The organism is Kitasatospora sp. NPDC092948 (genome assembly GCF_044754805.1).
Lineage (GTDB): Bacteria > Actinomycetota > Actinomycetes > Streptomycetales > Streptomycetaceae > Kitasatospora.
Genome location: NZ_JBIVPU010000018.1, coordinates 1 through 15,178, shown reverse-complemented (window position 1 = coordinate 15,178; position 15,178 = coordinate 1). Strand labels below are relative to the sequence as shown.

General features: G+C 72.7%; 14 protein-coding genes and 1 pseudogene. 7 read left to right on the top strand and 8 right to left on the bottom strand.

Annotation, left to right across the window (positions count from 1 at the left end):
• Positions 1-21 precede the first annotated feature (21 nt).
• On the bottom strand, positions 22-627 hold the full coding sequence (locus ACIQF6_RS32645) for a LuxR C-terminal-related transcriptional regulator (RefSeq protein WP_400901578.1): 606 nt from the start codon (positions 625-627) through the stop codon (positions 22-24).
• Positions 628-1,104: 477 nt separating this feature from the next.
• On the opposite strand from ACIQF6_RS32645, the gene ACIQF6_RS32640 reads away from it, so the two are divergent.
• Together ACIQF6_RS32640 and ACIQF6_RS32635 are read left to right on the top strand one after the other, a co-directional pair.
• Positions 1,105-1,548: a Rieske (2Fe-2S) protein gene (locus ACIQF6_RS32640; protein ID WP_400901575.1), complete on the top strand. Its 444-nt coding sequence runs from the start codon at positions 1,105-1,107 to the stop codon at positions 1,546-1,548.
• Positions 1,549-2,306: 758 nt separating this feature from the next.
• On the top strand, positions 2,307-3,176 hold the full coding sequence (locus tag ACIQF6_RS32635; RefSeq protein WP_400901573.1) for a LysR family transcriptional regulator: 870 nt from the start codon (positions 2,307-2,309) through the stop codon (positions 3,174-3,176).
• 104 nt (positions 3,177-3,280) lie between these two features.
• Here the strand turns inward: ACIQF6_RS32635 and ACIQF6_RS32630 are convergent, their stop codons facing one another.
• From ACIQF6_RS32630 to ACIQF6_RS32615, 4 genes are read right to left on the bottom strand one after another with little or no spacing between them, the layout of a single operon-like run.
• On the bottom strand, positions 3,281-4,525 hold the full coding sequence (locus ACIQF6_RS32630) for an FAD-dependent monooxygenase (RefSeq protein WP_400901571.1): 1,245 nt from the start codon (positions 4,523-4,525) through the stop codon (positions 3,281-3,283).
• The gene (locus ACIQF6_RS32625) at positions 4,522-4,776 is read right to left on the bottom strand and encodes a hypothetical protein (RefSeq protein WP_400901569.1); all 255 of its coding nucleotides are present in this window, start codon (positions 4,774-4,776) and stop codon (positions 4,522-4,524) included. The genes ACIQF6_RS32630 and ACIQF6_RS32625 overlap by 4 nt, the downstream gene beginning before the upstream one ends.
• Positions 4,773-5,381 carry a VOC family protein gene (locus ACIQF6_RS32620; protein ID WP_400901567.1) on the bottom strand — a complete coding sequence of 203 codons (609 nt, stop codon included), beginning with the start codon at positions 5,379-5,381 and terminating at the stop codon, positions 4,773-4,775. Before ACIQF6_RS32620 ends, ACIQF6_RS32625 begins: the two co-directional genes overlap by 4 nt.
• 54 nt (positions 5,382-5,435) lie before the next feature.
• Positions 5,436-6,848 (bottom strand): MFS transporter, encoded by a 1,413-nt coding sequence (locus ACIQF6_RS32615; RefSeq protein ID WP_400901565.1) that lies wholly within the window; start codon positions 6,846-6,848, stop codon positions 5,436-5,438.
• A gap of 206 nt (positions 6,849-7,054) precedes the next feature.
• Between ACIQF6_RS32615 and ACIQF6_RS32610 the strand changes: the two genes are divergently transcribed.
• Entirely contained in the window at positions 7,055-7,930 is an 876-nt protein-coding gene (locus tag ACIQF6_RS32610) for a LysR family transcriptional regulator (protein ID WP_400901563.1), read from the top strand.
• A 29-nt stretch (positions 7,931-7,959) separates the two neighbouring features.
• On the opposite strand, the gene ACIQF6_RS32605 is transcribed toward ACIQF6_RS32610, so the two are convergent.
• Entirely contained in the window at positions 7,960-9,786 is a 1,827-nt protein-coding gene (locus ACIQF6_RS32605; protein WP_400901561.1) for a class I adenylate-forming enzyme family protein, read from the bottom strand.
• A 647-nt stretch (positions 9,787-10,433) separates the two neighbouring features.
• Here ACIQF6_RS32605 and ACIQF6_RS32600 point away from each other — a divergent pair.
• The 4 genes from ACIQF6_RS32600 to ACIQF6_RS32585 all read left to right on the top strand — a co-directional run bounded on the left by ACIQF6_RS32600 (position 10,434) and on the right by ACIQF6_RS32585 (position 13,850).
• A complete protein-coding gene (locus tag ACIQF6_RS32600) occupies positions 10,434-11,240 on the top strand; it encodes a hypothetical protein (protein ID WP_400901559.1) in 807 nt (268 codons plus the stop codon).
• Positions 11,241-11,436: 196 nt separating this feature from the next.
• Positions 11,437-12,177 carry an O-methyltransferase gene (locus ACIQF6_RS32595; RefSeq protein WP_400901557.1) on the top strand — a complete coding sequence of 247 codons (741 nt, stop codon included), beginning with the start codon at positions 11,437-11,439 and terminating at the stop codon, positions 12,175-12,177.
• On the top strand, positions 12,174-13,448 hold the full coding sequence (locus ACIQF6_RS32590; RefSeq protein ID WP_400901555.1) for a 3-deoxy-7-phosphoheptulonate synthase: 1,275 nt from the start codon (positions 12,174-12,176) through the stop codon (positions 13,446-13,448). The genes ACIQF6_RS32595 and ACIQF6_RS32590 overlap by 4 nt, the downstream gene beginning before the upstream one ends.
• Before the next feature lie 60 nt (positions 13,449-13,508).
• Positions 13,509-13,850 carry a putative quinol monooxygenase gene (locus ACIQF6_RS32585; protein WP_400901553.1) on the top strand — a complete coding sequence of 114 codons (342 nt, stop codon included), beginning with the start codon at positions 13,509-13,511 and terminating at the stop codon, positions 13,848-13,850.
• A gap of 142 nt (positions 13,851-13,992) precedes the next feature.
• Here ACIQF6_RS32585 and ACIQF6_RS32580 read toward each other — a convergent pair whose 3' ends face one another.
• Complete coding sequence (locus ACIQF6_RS32580; protein ID WP_400901750.1) at positions 13,993-14,169, bottom strand: hypothetical protein; 177 nt, start codon at positions 14,167-14,169, stop codon at positions 13,993-13,995.
• A gap of 121 nt (positions 14,170-14,290) precedes the next feature.
• Positions 14,291-14,617 (bottom strand): annotated as a pseudogene (locus ACIQF6_RS32575) (transposase); the annotation flags it as partial.
• Between the last annotated feature and the right edge of the window lie 561 nt (positions 14,618-15,178).

The window sequence follows — 15,178 nt, the reverse complement described above, 5'->3', positions numbered from 1 at the left end:
CCCGGCGCGGACGCCGTCGGCTCAGGCCGTCTGCCGCAACCCCCGCTCGACCGCCCTGATCAGCCCGGACTCGTACGCGAGCGCCACCGCGTGGGCCCGGCTGCGGACGCTGAGCTTGGTCAGCAGGTTGTGGACGTGCGAGCGGATGGTGGCCGAGGAGACCGAGAGCCTGCTGGCGATCTCCTGGTTGGCGTAGCCCTGGGCCAGCAGGAGCAGCACCTCGGCCTCCCGGTTGGTCAGCGCGCCCGGCGCCAGCGGCAGGCTGCACACCTCGGGCGCCTCCGCCGGCGCCTGGATCCGGGCCATCTTCAACGGGCCGCAGGTCGGCATGATCAGCGCGTCGTCCGCGGCGGCCACCCGGATGATGTCGGGCAGCGCCTGCGGCCGGCCCCGCGGGTCGAACACCGCGGCCGCCCCACAGGTGATCAGCTGCTGGATCACGTCGGGCTGGCAGGCGCCGACGTAGACCAGCCGGCTGACCGCGGAGAGCCGCTCGACCACGTCGCCCCGGAACGGCGTCTCCGGGGAGGCGCTGAGCACCGTGATGTCCGGCGACAATTCCAGAGCGAGGGTGTGAGCTATTTCCTCGTCCTGCGTTTCGGCGACGACCGACAAATCATCGGCCAACTGGAGAAGCGCAGTAATTCCGACACGAATGAGTGAGTCCTCGGCAAGGAGGAGTATTCTGATTTCTCCGCCGAATTCTCTGGTGCGCCGATCTGACCGTCCCATGCGAACCCCCGTATGAACACGCCTGTAGCCATTGGGCGCAATGGAATCATCCCGCCGTGGTGATCTGCAAGTATTCCGCAAGACCACCCGTTCGTAACGAATAATGCCCGTATGTCCGAAATGACCGGGGGTTCGAGCGCACACGGACCGCAACCTCGCCGGGATTGCCGACCGACTCCCGCCCTCCACGACTTCCACGCATCAGCCCGCGTCATCAAACACAAGATGTCCGAGCGGTGTCTCAAACACGCCCGACACCACATGTCGCCACCACCCCCGGCCGGCCACCCGCGTGATCACCCGGCGAGACCGTACTTAAATCACCGGCATTGGCTCCACCGTCGCTCAAGTCGCCCTTCATAGCGTGCTCTTGTGACTGAAAACGCCCCGGAATCGAAGCCCCCCTCCCGCCGCACCGTGCTGCAGGGCGCCACCGCGGCGGGCGTCACCGCCATCGCCGGTGTCACCGCAACGTCCTGCGCGCCCACCACGCACTACACCCCCGGCGCGACGCCCACGGCGCCGGTCTCGCTCGGCAAGACCGGCGATGTGCCGGTCGGCGGTGGAAAGATCTACGAAGGCCAGAAGGTCGTCGTCACCCAGCCGACGCAGGGCGAGTTCCACGCCTTCAGCGCCATCTGCACGCACCAGGGCTGCCTGGTGACCAAGGTGAAGAGCGGCAAGATCCACTGCCCGTGCCACAACACCTCGTTCGACATCAAGGACGGCTCGGTGACGCACGGGCCGGCCAAGGACCCGCTGCCCGAACTCAAGGTCACCATCAACGGCGACTCGCTGACGGCCGAACCCAAGTAACCCAACTCCCCACCCCCCGACCGGCGTCGGCCCGGACCTCACCCCCGTGGTCCGGGCCGACGTCATCCCGCCGCAGCCCCGCCGCCCGCCCGAACGCCGCACCGAACACCCGCCCGATCGGCGCAGCCCCGGCCACACGTCGGACGATCCGGCGGGACGCCCACCGCCTCGGGCCGCACGAGGAGCGCCCGGTCGAGAACGCCGTACCGCCGCAGGACGACCCGACGCGCCCCGCGAACCCGCCGCCGCAGCGGCCGGCCAGCCTCCGCCTCGCCCGCGCCGATGCGCTCCGGGTCGCGCCGCCGACGGCGTCCGCCGGATCACCGAACACGTCGACCGGACCACCGAGCCGTGCGCAATGCCGAAGCACCGCAAGGAACATGCGCATCGCCGAAGCACCACAAAGAAGAGGAGCACCGCGGCGGCCCGCCGCCGTCCGCGATCGGCGTCGCGCGGCCCGAAGCGGCGGCGTTGCGTTCACCGCCCGCCGGTGCGGGCCCGCCCGGCTCCCGGCCGCCGGCGCATCGGGGCCGGGCCGCGTCCCGCGCGCACCGGCACGCCTGTGGCCGGATTCGGACACCAACGTTCACAGAAGCCTCTCGATTCGGTCATGTCCCAATCACCCCGTTGACAACTCGATCAGACCTGCGAGGATTCAAAAACCGCTTCCAGCACACCTGCCACACGGGTGCTCGTACGACGACTTTTTATGTTCCGGCCCCACACGGCCGCGCCCACCGAGAAGCAGGTGCCCCAAAGTGTCGTTACGTGACATCGAGGTCAAGTTGCTGCGCTCGCTCGTGGCGATCGTCGACGAGGGCGGATTCGCCTGCGCCGCCCGTTCCTTGCACGTCACGCAACCGACTGTCAGCCAGCAGATCCAGCGGCTGGAGTCGATCGTCGAGGCCCCGCTGTTCGAACGGACCAGACGTCCGCTGCTGCTGACCCCGGTCGGGCGGGAGGTACTGGCGCACGCCCGCCGGGTGATCCTGCTGAACAACGAGGTGCTCGACCGGATCGCGGCGCTGTGCTCGCAGGACTCGCTCAGCCTGGGATGCTCGGTCCACTTCGCCGACGGCCTGCACATCATGCTCAGCAAACTGGCCGCCGAGCGGCCGCAGTTGAAGTGCTCGATCGCCATCGGACCGAGCGCGGCGCTGGCCGACCAGGTCGGGCGGGACGAACTGGAGGCCGCGATCCTGCTCGGGATCGAGACACCGCGCTGCGAGCGACTGGGACGGCTGCGCCTGGCCTGGTACGGGCAGGCGCAGCTGCTGGCGAAGGAGCCGGTGCCGGTGGCGCTGGTCCGCGGCCGCTCGGCACTGAGCCGGCGGATCGTCGAGACCCTGGCCGAGCACAACGTGCCCTGGCGGTCGGCCCCCTGGTGCTCGGACCCGCTCGCGGTGCGGGCCTCGGTCCGGGCCGGGCTGGCGTACACCGCGCTGGCCGCGAGCGTCCACCACGGCGACCTGTCGCTGCGGCCGGTGCCGCCGGGGGTGCTGTGCCCGGAGCCGGAGCCCGTCCCGGTCTACCTCGCGTTCTCCCCGTCGGCCGGCGAGCCGGTGGTCGCCGCCGCCCGCGCGGCGGCCCGGTCCGCACTCCGGGACATCCCGCTCGACCCGCCCTGAACCACCCCTCCGGCGCTCCCCGGGCCGCCCCGGCGCTCCCCGGGCCGCCCGCCCGGCCGGAACCGGGCGAACGGCCGGGCCGAACCGGGCGAACGGCCGGGCGGTCAGTAGGACTTGCGGGCCGCGCCCTTCGCCGCCAGCTTGGGCCCGTACGGTGCCGAGTCCAGCCAGGCGCCCGCCCGCTGCCCGGCCAGCGCCACCGCCACCGCCACCCGCCGCCGCAGCCGGACCGCCGGCCGCTGGGCGACCATGTGCTCCAGCGCGGTGCTGGCGCAGCCCCGGTTGTACAGCGCCGCCTCCCGGCGTTCGGCGGCGAACCGGGCGATCTCGGCGGCCTCCCGGGCCCGCCCGCCGCCGGCCGACAGCGCGTCGTGCACGGCCCGCACCGCCCGCACCGCGTCGGGGATGCTGGAGTTCATGCCGCGGGCGCCGAACGGCGCGAACAGGTGGGAGGCCTCGCCGACGAGCAGCACCCGGTGGTGGGTGTCGGTGAAGTCGGCGGCCACCTGCTGGGCGAACTTGTAGGTCGACACCCAGCTGACCCGCTCCCCGTACGCGGCGGGCATCACCCGGGAGATCCACCGGCTCAGGCCCTCGGGGGAGGTGAAGCGCGCCGGGTCGTCGTCCACGTCGAGGTTGAGGTCGACCCGCCAGCCGCCGGCGAACGGCACGATCAGCACGTTGCGGCCGCCGGCCGCCGGGTGCTTGTAGTGGAAGACCCGCTCCAGCGGGACGGGGTTGTCCGGGTCGTCCTTGAGGTCGACCACCACGAAGGTGTTGCGCGAGCGCGGGCCCTCCAGCGGGATGCCGACGGCTTCGCGCAGCGGCGAGCGGGAGCCGTCGGCGGCGATGGCGTACTCGGCCTCCCAGGCGCGTCCGGTGGTGTCGGTCAGCCGGACGCCGTCGGGGGTGGTCTCGGCGGACTTCACCTCGACGCCGTGGTGGAACTCGACGCCGGCCTCGTGGCAGGCCGCGACCATCAGGTCCTCGGTGTCGACCTGCGGGAGGCTGGTGAACGGCGGCAGGCCGTCCTTCCCGTAGCGGGGGTAGGTGCGGGTGTAGACCTCGCGGCCGGCCCAGAAGGAGCGCTTGGTGGCCCACATCAGGCCGTGGTCGGCGATCCGCTGCCCGAGTCCGGGGCTGAGCCGCTCCAGTTCGCGCAGCGAGGCGCCGTGGATGTACGCGGCGCGGCTGCCGGGCCGCACGGTCTCGGCGGTGCGGCGCTCCAGGACGGTGGCGGGCATCCCGGCGGCGCGCAGCGCGAGCGCGGCGCTGAGCCCGGCGGGTCCGGCGCCGACGACCAGGACCGGGTGACGGGTGGTGCGTCCGTGGTCCGCCTGGGAACTCATCGGTCCTCCTCGGTCAGGTGGAGCGTGTCGGCGGTGAAGAGCATGATGCGTCCGGCGACGCCGCCGGTCAGCGCGGCGTGCCAGAGCGCGGTGCGGATGCCGGTGTTCTCGCGGCGCAGCACCACCTCGCTGCGCTCGGTGCTGAGTTCCAGGTAGTCGCCGACCGACCGGGCTTCCATGCCGGCGTCCTGGGCGGCGCGGACCACGGGTTCGAACTCCGGGACGTCGAGTACGTACAGGGCGAGTGTCATGGGGCGGGCACCTCGATGCTCTTGCGGATGAGTTCGGCCTTGCGCTGCCACATGGCCTGCACCGAGGGGTGCGGCGAGGCGGTGACGTCGATCAGGGCCCGCAGGGTGAGTTCCGCGTCGCGGGCGTCGATGCCGGACATCTCGCGCAGCGGTCGGGTGATCTCCAGTTGGAGGCCGTTGGGGTCGTCGAAGTAGATCGACTCGATCAGCTCGTGGGCGAGCGGCGTGGTGACCCGCACCCCGTGGGACTTCAGCCGCTCGCGCCAGGCGAGGAGGTCCTCCTCGGTGTCGACGTGGAAGGCGAGGTGCCGCGAGCGGTGCATCAGGTCGCTCGGCGGCGCCTCGGCCGGCAGGTCGAAGTAGTAGAAGAACGCGATCCGGTTGCCCCGGCCCATGTCGAAGAAGAAGTGCACGAAGTCCGGGTAGTCGTCGGTGACCCACCCGGTGGCCGTGATGGCGTGCACCAGCGGCATGCCCAGGACCTGGGTGTAGAACTCGTACGTCGCACGCGGCCGCCAGGTGACGTAGGCCAGGTGGTCGACCCCGTCGAGGCCGGGGGCCGGGCGGAGGCCCTGCGGCGGGACGGGCGATGGTGCGGTAGCCAATGCTCCTCCTGGAGACCGGGGGCGGATCCGGGCACGCGCTCGGGTGGGACGGGACTACTTGGCGGCGGGTGCCTTTCCACGCAGTCCGGTGGAGGTGACGACGGCCCCGAGCAGCAGGACCAGTCCGCCCGTGACCAGCGCCCAACGGGTGCCGTCGGCGCTGGACGAGGACAGGTTGAGGACGATGCCGAGGACGGCGACGCCGAGCGAGGCGCCGACCTGGCGGGCCGAGTTGAGGACGCCGGCGCCCATGCCGGCGAACTCGGCGGGGACGGTGCTGGACATGCCCGCGACCAGCGACGGCAGGGCGAAGGAGACGCCGAAGCCGAAGGCCAGCAGGCCGACCACGGTCGCGGCCAGGGCGAGCGCCGAGTTGCCGGTGAACGGCGCCTGGAGCAGCGCGCCGACGCCCATCAGCACGAAGCCGAGGGTGGCGGGCCTGCGCGGCCCGATCCGGCCGACCAGCCGGCCGGTGTAGATCGGGTTGAACGCGGTGGGCAGGGTCAGCGGCAGGAAGACCAGGCCGGTGACGACCGGCGAGTAGCCGCGGCCCTCCTGGAAGAACAGCGACAGGACGAACAGCAGGCCGGAGAGTCCGAAGTTGGCGAGCAGGCCCGCCCCGACCGCCGGGGAGAAGCCCGGGCTGCGGAACATCCGCAGCGGGATCATGGCCGCGTCGCCGGCCCGCACCTCGGCCACCAGGAAGGTGACCACGGCGAGCGCGGTGAGCGCGAAGGCGATCAGCACGCCGGTGGCGCCCCAGCCCTTGTCGGGGCCCTCGATCAGCGCGTACACCAGGGCGGCGAGCGCGACGACGGAGCTGATCTGACCGGTCAGGTCGAGGCCGCCGCGCTGCTTGAGGGCGGTCTCGGGGGCCATCTTGACGGTGATCAGCAGGCTGGCCAGCGCCAGCGGGACGTTGATCAGGAAGATCGCCCGCCAGCCGACGGTGTCGGTCAGCACGCCGCCGACCACCGGCCCGGCCGCCAGGGCCGCGCCGGTGATGGCCGCCCAGGAGCCCACTGCGCGGGCCCGCATCGCCGGGTCGGTGTAGGCGTTGGTGATCACCGCGAGCGAGGACGGGAGCAGCAGCGCCCCCGCCGCGCCCAGCGCCAGCCGCAGCGCGACCAGCACCGGCAGGGTGGTCGCCAGCGCGGAGACGCCGGACAGCACGCCGAACGCGACCAGGCCCCACAGGAAGACCCGGCGGCCGCCGAAGCGGTCCGAGAGCCAGCCCGCGGTGAGCAGCAGGGCGGCGAAGGTGATGGTGTAGCCGTTGGTGACCCACTGGAGTCCGCTGAGGCCGACGTCGAGGTAGTCGGCCATCGCCGGGAGGGCGACCGAGACGATGGTCATGTCCAGCAGCACCATGAAGTAGCCGAGCGAGAGCCCGATCAGAAGTGCGCGCGGGGGGCCTTCGGACCCCGGCTGGGTGACGGCGGGCTGAACGCCGGCCTGCGTAGCCATAAGTGCTCCTCGTTCAAGAAAAACGGCATGCCACACCGCCCGGATCGCGGACGCGCGGATCCGCCGATGGGGAGACCCATCGGTTCGTCGGGGGCGGGAAATCCCATTCTCCCGGACGCATAAGGGGAGTTGGCGTCACTGACGACCGGAATGGCCTATGAATACAATCGGCACAGCCGATAGCTCGTCAGAGGAGTGTCCACGCCATGGAGTTACGACACCTGCGCACGTTCGAGGCGGTCGCCCGGACTCTCAGCGTGACACAGGCGGCCCGGGAGTTGCATTACGCGCAGTCCAGTGTCAGCGACCAAATCCAGGCACTGGAACGCGAGTTGGGCATCGAACTGATCAACCGCTCGCAGCGCCGGATCCGGCTGACCGCCCAGGGCGAGGTGCTGTCCTCGTACACCGAACGGATCCTCACCCTGCTGGAGGAGGCCCGCTTCGCGGTCTCCCGGCCCGCCACCGAGCTGGCCCTCGGCGCCCTGGAGACGCTGGGCCGCTACCTGCTGCCGCAGGTGCTCTCGTACTACCGGGAGCTGCACCCGGAGACCAAGGTCCGGGTCTCCCAGGACAACCGCGGCGAGCTGTACCAGTCGGTGCGCCGGGGCGACCTCGACCTCTGCCTGACCTTCGGCACCCCGCCGGTCGACGCCGGGCTGCGCGCCGAGACGCTGACCGAGGAACCGCTGGTGATCATCGTGCCGCCGGGGCACCCGCTGGCCGCCCGCGGCCGGGCCGACCTGGCGGAGCTGGCCGCCGAGCCGTTCCTGGCCACCCAGCGGGGCTGCGGGTTCCGGGAGATGTACGACGGCGCCTTCGGGGCGATGCCCGCCAAGGAGCCGGTCGCCGAGGTGGACAGCATCGGCACCCTGGGCGCCTGCGTCGCGGCCGGGATGGGCTGCGCGCTGCTGCCGCTGGTGTCGGTCCGCAGCCAGGTCGACCGGGGCGAGGTCGCCCTGGTGGAGATCGGCGACACCGACCTCCGGGCGGCGATCACCATGACCTGGCTGGAGCGCAACTCGGCCAACCCCAACCTGCTCGGATTCCAGAGCGCCATCCGCAAGCAGCTGGCGGCCTGAACCTCCGGTCCGGGCGCTCCCCCGGCCGTTCACCCGGCCGCGCCCGGGTCGTCCGGGGCCGGCCGGCGGTGCCCGTCCCTGGGGCGGGGCACCGACAGGACCGGCTCGGGCGGCACGACCCGCGCCGCCGCCGGCCGGTCCGCGCTACCGGGCTCGGGGAGCGGGACGGTCCGCAGCCGGGCCCGGGCGATCTTCCCGGTGACGGTGGTCGGCAGTCGGTCGACCACCACCAGCTGCTCGGGCAGCTTGTAGGTGGCCAGGCCCTTGCGGGACAGGTGGCCGGTCACCTCGTCGAGGGTCAGCCGGGCGTCCGGGCGCAGCGCGGCCAGCAGGCAGGAGCGCTGGCCGAGCCGCGGGTCGGGCCGCGCCACCACCGCGTGCTGCGCCAACTGCGGCAGGTCGTTGAGCAGTTCCTCCACCTCCAGGGCGCTGAACTTGAGCCCGCCCCGGTTGATCAGCTCGTCACTGCGCCCCCGGTAGCCGACCGAGCCGTCCTCCTGGAGCACGGCGAGGTCGCCGGAGCGCAGCCAGCCGTCCGCGGTGAACGCGGCCGCGGTCAGCTCCGGCGCGTGCAGATACCCCTGGAACAGGTAGGGGCTGCGGTACTGCAGCTCGCCGGTGACGCCGGTCGGGACGGGTGCGCCGTCGGCGTCCACCACCCTGGCCTCGCCGCCGGAGACCGGCCGGCCGACGGTGGCCGCGGCCTCGGGCGGGTCCTCCGGCCGGGTGAACGTCCCGGCGCCGACCTCGGTCATCCCCCACTGGACGATCAGCTGGGCGCCGAGTCGGCGGCGCACCCCCTCGGCCAGTTCGCGGGGCACCGGCGCGCCGCCGGTGCGAACCTCCCGCAGCCCCGGGACGGGAGCCGCACCCCGCTCCGCTTCCTGCGCCAACAGGTCCAGCAGGTCGCGCAGTTGGGCCGGGACGGCGAACGCGGCGGTGGCGCCGGCGGCCCGCAGCGCGGCCAGGAAGCGGCCCGCGTCCCAGCCCTCGAAGAGCCCGACCGCGCCGCCGGTGACCAGCGCCAGGTGCACCGAGAGCATCCCGAAGGCGTGGCTGAGCGGGCTGGCCGACACCACGGTGTCGTCGGCCCCGAGCCCGCCGTCGGAGGCCACCGCGGCGGCATTGCCGAGCAGTCCGCCGTGGCTGTGCAGGCAGAGCTTGGGGCGCTGGGAAGTGGTGCCCGAGGAGGCCAGCAGCATCAGCGGCGCCTGCGGGTCCCGCGGGCGCTCCGGCAGCCTCCCCTCGAAGTACGGTGCCCGGTCCAGCAGTTCGCGGGAGTCGGGCAGGTCGTCCGGCCCACCGACGAGCCCACCGGCTCGGTCGCCGGTGCCGTCGGTACGGTCGGTGCGGTCGGTGCGGTCGGTGCGGTCGGTGCGGTCGGCGCCTTCGGTGCCGTCGGCGCGGTCGGCGCGGTCGGTGCCGGAGAGCCAGATGTGCCGCAGTGCCGGGAGCCGCTCCCCCAGGGCGCGGATGTCGGCGGTGCGGTCCCGGCCCCGGTAGGAGGCCCGGGCCACCAGCGCGCTCGCCCCGGACTGTTCCAGCAGCGAGCGCACCTCGTGCACGCCGTACGCGGAGTGCAGCGGCAGGAGCAGCACGCCGAGCCGGGCGGTGGCCGCGTGCAGCACCAACATCTCCCAGCTGTTGGGGAGTTGGGTCGCCAGCACGTCGCCGGCCCGCAGTCCGCGGCGGTGCAGCACGCCTGCGGTCCGCTCGGCCTGGAGCAGGCAGTCGCGCCAGCTCCACCACCGGTCGCCGTCCATGACGGCCGGTCCGGGGCGGAGCACGGCGGCGCGCTCCAGGGCTTCGCCGAAGGTCGGCAGGAGAGTCGTCGATTTCTCGGGGGGAGCTTTCACGAAGGTCCTCCATCTGCATCGGTGGTCGCGCCGGCGTCTGCTCGGGTTTCGGCCGCGGTATGCGCGCCGCCGCGCGCACCGGTCCTCGCGCCGAGGTGCCACTGGTGTCCGAGCGGACGTCCGCCGCTTTCCGCCCCGGATTCTGCGCGCCCGGTCGGCGATTCGTCCAGAGCTCCCCGATAAGGGATCCCAATTCTTCCCCGGCCGGGCCCCTCAATAAAGATTCCTAATATCCGGGGTACCCGGGGGTCGCCGGGCCCGGCCCAGCTGCGGCGGATTCGACCGGCCGGCTGCGCCGCCGACCCCGAACCGTGCGGAACCGGACTCCCGGCGGTAAGGAAAATCAATGGGAAGGGCTCCCCCGGGGCACCGGAACGAGCCAGGAGTGCGACCCCGTCCGTACCCTGACTATCGTTCGGCCAGGCCGATGGGTGACATCGGAAAGACCGAATCCGATTGTTTCCGCAGGTCACCGGCGACTCCATCGAAAAATGAGCAGGATCAAACCGGCGATTCGACCGCGGCGACCTCGGAGCAGGTTGCCGATCGACCGACGGGCACTACAGAATTCCCGGCGTCCCCGACGTAGGAGGTCGTCGATGTCGATTGCACGAAGTTTCGGTGGCACCAATGCAGAACCGGGGTCGGTGCACAGAATTTCCGGCACCGGACTCTTTTCCGGTGCCGATGCGCACAGCGCGCCCGGGGTCTTCTCGGCCTCCGGCCTGCGCCAGCTGGACGAGGTCGTCCGCAGCGCCCGGCTGTCCGCCGGGGCGGCCGCCTCCACCCTGCTGTCCCTGGTCCGGACGGGCGGCGACGCCGCTCGACTGACCGCGCAGCACTGCACGTTCGACCACTGCGGCCTGCTGCTGTTCCCCAGCACCCTGGACGCCGGCCTGCGCCGGCTGGAGGAGCTCGGCCTGTCGCCGCTGCCCGTCGTTCCCAGCACGGTGGTGCGCCGCCGGCTCGCCGAACGCCACGGCCTCGACCCGGCCGACTGCAAGGTGCACATCACCCGGCTGCGGCTCGCCCTGCCGACCGGGCGCCGGCACGCCGCCGTGGAGATCTTCCTGCTGCCGCGCGACGGCCGGGCGTACTCCCCGCAGTTGGAGCGGGCCGAGGTCGCCGCCGGCTTCGAGCAGCACACCGCGTTCGTGGTGGCCCGCCCGAGCACCGCGCTGCTGACCAAGCTGGTCGCGTCCTGGCGGACCGAGGCCGGACTGATCCCCGAGGGCGGCGGCCACAACCCGCACGAGGGCGGGCCGGCCGGCTCCACCGTCATGTACTTCGTCCGCGAGCACGAACACCCCGGCGCGCGCCGCCGGTTCGAGCTGCACTGCCCCGGCGACCTGACCTCCTTCATCGCCCGGCTGCCCCGGGAGAGCGCGGCGATCCGGCGCGCCTACGCCGCCTGGCGCCCGCTCGACCCGGCGCCGCTGAGCACCGCCGACTGACCACCGGCACCTGAACGCCCGCACCCGTACCGCCCGCCGAGCACCACCGAGCACCACCGAGCACCGCCGAGCACCCGTACCGCCCGCCGAGCACCACCGAGCACCACCGAGCACCGCCGAGCACCCGTACCGCCCGTCGAGCTCCGCCGAATGAAGACCGGTACCCGTACCGCCCCACCTCACTCGGGAGAATCCTGTGCTGCGCAACGACACGCTCACCACCCGAGGCGTGACCCTCACGCCCGAGCTGCACGACTACCTCCTCACCCAGGGCCGGATGACGCCGGACTCCCTGCTGGCCGAGCTGATCGAGCGGACCCACGCGGCCATCCCCGACCAGGCGCACATGAGCGTCGCCCCCGAGGAGGGCGCGCTGCTGACCTTCCTGGTACGCCTGCTGGGCGCCCGCCGGATCGTCGAGGTCGGCACCTTCACCGGCTACTCCTCGCTTTGCCTGGCCCGCGGCCTGCCCGCCGACGGCTCGCTGATCACCTTCGACGTCTCGGCCGAGTGGACCGACCTGGCCCGCGAGTTCTGGACCCGGGCCGGCGTCGCCGACCGGATCGAACTACGGCTCGGCGACGCGCTGGAGACGCTGCGCGCGCTGCCCGCCGAACCGCACCTGGACCTCGCCTTCATCGACGCGGACAAGCCCGGCTACATCGGCTACTGGGAGGAACTCGTCCCCCGGCTGCGCCCCGGCGGTCTGCTGCTGGTCGACAACACCCTGTTCAGCGGCCAGGTGATCGACGCGGACCCGGCGCCCAAGCCCGCCGCCGTCCGGGCCTTCAACGAGCACGCCCGCCGCGACGAGCGGGTCGAGCTGGTCATGCTGCCGCTCGCCGACGGGCTCACCGCGGCCCGGCGGCTGGCCCCCGGCGAGATGCCGTCCCGGGCCGCGTGGAGCGGGGACGAGTGGAACGGGGCCGCCCGGTGACCGGAGCGGCCCGCCCCGGCCACCCGCCGCAACTGGCGCCTGCGGAGCGCCCGTTCACCGATCTCAACGAGGAGTGGGCCCGGGAGGCCGGCGCCGCCGAGCAGCAGCCCGACTGGGGCGACCCAATCCGGGCGGCAGCGGTTCGCGCCGAACTGGCCCGGCTGCCCGGCCTGGTCACCTGGGCCGAGGTCCGCCACCTGCGGACCCTGCTCGCCGAAGCCGCGGTCGGCCAGTACCTGGTCGTCCAGGCCGGGGACTGCGCGGAGGACCCGCAGGAGTGCGAGCCGTCCGTGGTGGTCCGCAAGGCCGCGCTGCTGGACGCGATGGCCGGCGTCATGACGGCCGGCACCGGCCGCCCGGTGCTGCGGATCGGCCGGATCGCCGGCCAGTTCGCCAAGCCCCGCAGTTCCCCGACCGAGACCGTCGACGACGTCGAACTCCCGGTCTACCGCGGCCACCTGGTGAACGCGCCGGAGCCCACCGCGGCCGCCCGGCGGGCCGATCCGGGGCGGATGCTCGACTGCTACCACGCGGCCCGCTCCGCCGTGGCCTGCCTGCGCCAGCGCTCCGGCGCCTGGGGCCTGCCCGCCGGGGCGCCGGTGTGGACCAGCCACGAGGCGCTGGTGCTGGACTACGAACTGCCGCTGCTGCGCCGGACCGCGACCGACGACATCCTGCTGACCTCCACCCACCTGCCGTGGATCGGCGAGCGCACCAGGAACCCCGACGGCCCGCACGCCATGATGCTGGCCCAGGTCGCCAACCCGGTGGCCTGCAAGATCGGGCCGTCCACCCGCCCGCAGGACCTGCTCGCCCTGTGCGCCCGGCTGGACCCGCACCGGGACCCCGGCCGGCTCACCCTGGTGGTCCGGATGGGCGCGGCCGCGGTGGCAGCCGTGCTGCCACCGCTGGTCGCCGCCGTCCAGCGGGCCGGCCACCGGGTGGTGTGGCTGTGCGACCCGATGCACGGCAACACCGTCAAGGCGCCGGACGGCACCAAGGTCCGCTCGGTGCGGACGCTGGTCGCCGAGGTGCACGCCTTCCGCGAGGCGGTCACCGCGGCGGGCGGCGTCGCGGCCGGCCTGCACCTGGAGACCACCCCGTACGAGGTCGCCGAATGCGTCTGGGACGACCCCGCCGAGCTCGCGGCCGACCTCGCCGCCGCCGGCGCGCCGTCCGGCGCCGCGTCCCACTGCGACCCCCGCCTCAACCCGGCCCAGGCCGTCGAGGTGGCCCGTGCCTGGGCGGCTCCGCCGCCGGGCGCCCGTTGACGTCCTCCGATGTCCGTCGGTGAACGAGAACAAGAACGAGAACGAGAGGGAACGATTCCGATGAGCGAAACCGTCCTGCGCGAAGGCGACGGCAACATCTTCATGATCAACGTCTTCGACGTGGAGCCGGAGAACCAGCAGGAGCTCGCCCGGGTGATGAGCGAGGGCGCCGACAAGCACATCCGCAACCGGCCGGGCTGCCTGTCGGTGAACATCCTCACCAGCCGGGACGGCAAGCGGCTGCTGTACGTCGCGCAGTGGAGCAGCAAGGACGGCATCAAGGCCGCCATGGGCGACCCGGACATCCAGGCCGTCCGCGACCGGGCCGCCGAGCTGGCCAAGCCGGACCCGCACGCCTACACCGTCTACTCCCTGCACCACCCGGACGCCCCGCAGGACTGACCCTCCCGCACCGCCCCCACCCCGCCGGCCGACCCCTCGTCGCCCGGCGGGGCCCCGACCGCCCACCGGTCCGAGCCGGGCGGCCCTCCGCCTCGCCGGTGGTCCGGCAGACGTTCACCCGCCCCGGCGAAGTCTTGGACGGTCACGGCTCCCGGGGCAGGGTCCAGGCCGGGGAGTCGGCGGGCGGCGGCGGGACGATCAGCGCCCCGCTCGGCCGCTCGGGCTGGGCGACGATCCGCTGGGCGACGGCCCAGGCCGCCAGGTGCAGCGGGGTACGGGTGCCGGTCGTGGCGAGCAGCGTATTGATCGCGCCGCGCACTTCGTGCGACTGGAGACGCCGCCGCCTTCACCGACTGCGCGTCGATGATGCCCGCGGTCGACTCCGAATCACGCCCCGCCGTCTCGCGGACCCGGTCTCGCAGCCGGTCGTGGAATTCGGCGGCCAGGCCCCTGTCCCGCCGGCGCCGGAAGAACGCGTAGACGCGGTCCCACGTGGGAAAGTCCGCGGGCACCGCCCTCCAGGCGATGCCGCCCGCAACCAGGTGGCGCACCGCGTCGACCAGCTGCCGGTGGCAGTAACCCTCCGGCTGCCCACCCCTTCCCTCCAGCCAGGCGGGCACGGGCATCGCGTCACGCACGACCGCCCATTCCGCATCGGTCGTGTCCGAGGGATACCTCGGTCGTCCGTGTGGCCGGTCAACGGCGTTTCCGAACCGGTGGGCGAGACAATCGCACTCCCGGGCAGCCGAGTTGGAGCCGACCGGCACGAGGGCGTACAACTGCGACAACAGGGCCTCCTGGCGCACTCAAGGTCTCGACAACCCCGAGCTGCACCAGAGGCCCTGTCTCCATGCTCGGCACGCGGCAAGATCACCCGACCGAGCTGTTCCAGTCGAACCCACGTCCACCAAGATCGGTACGACAACAGCTTCTGACCGTAGATCAGATAGGTCGAATGGGCCGGGGCTCATCACAGCCTTCACTGGGTGTGGCGAACCCGGTTCTTCGACACCCACAAGCACCTGATCACGCGACCCGCTCGGGTGCCCTGCCGCCAAGGCCGGCCTGCGTCTGCGTTCGTGTTCTGGGCACTTCCGCTGTGGTGCTGCGCGCAGATCGACGATTTGGCCTGTGCGTCGTCGGGCCGGTCCATTGGGAAGAGCCTCTTCGTCCGGGAGATCCCGTCCTTCGGTGGGATCTCTCGTTCCCGCCTCTCGCCGTTCGATTTTGGCCTACGGTCGCACGGAGACATGTGGTGCCGTCGGGGGAGGGCGTGGCGTGGCGATCGAACTGCCGGGCGAGGTGGTGGAGTTCCTGTCGTTCATCGG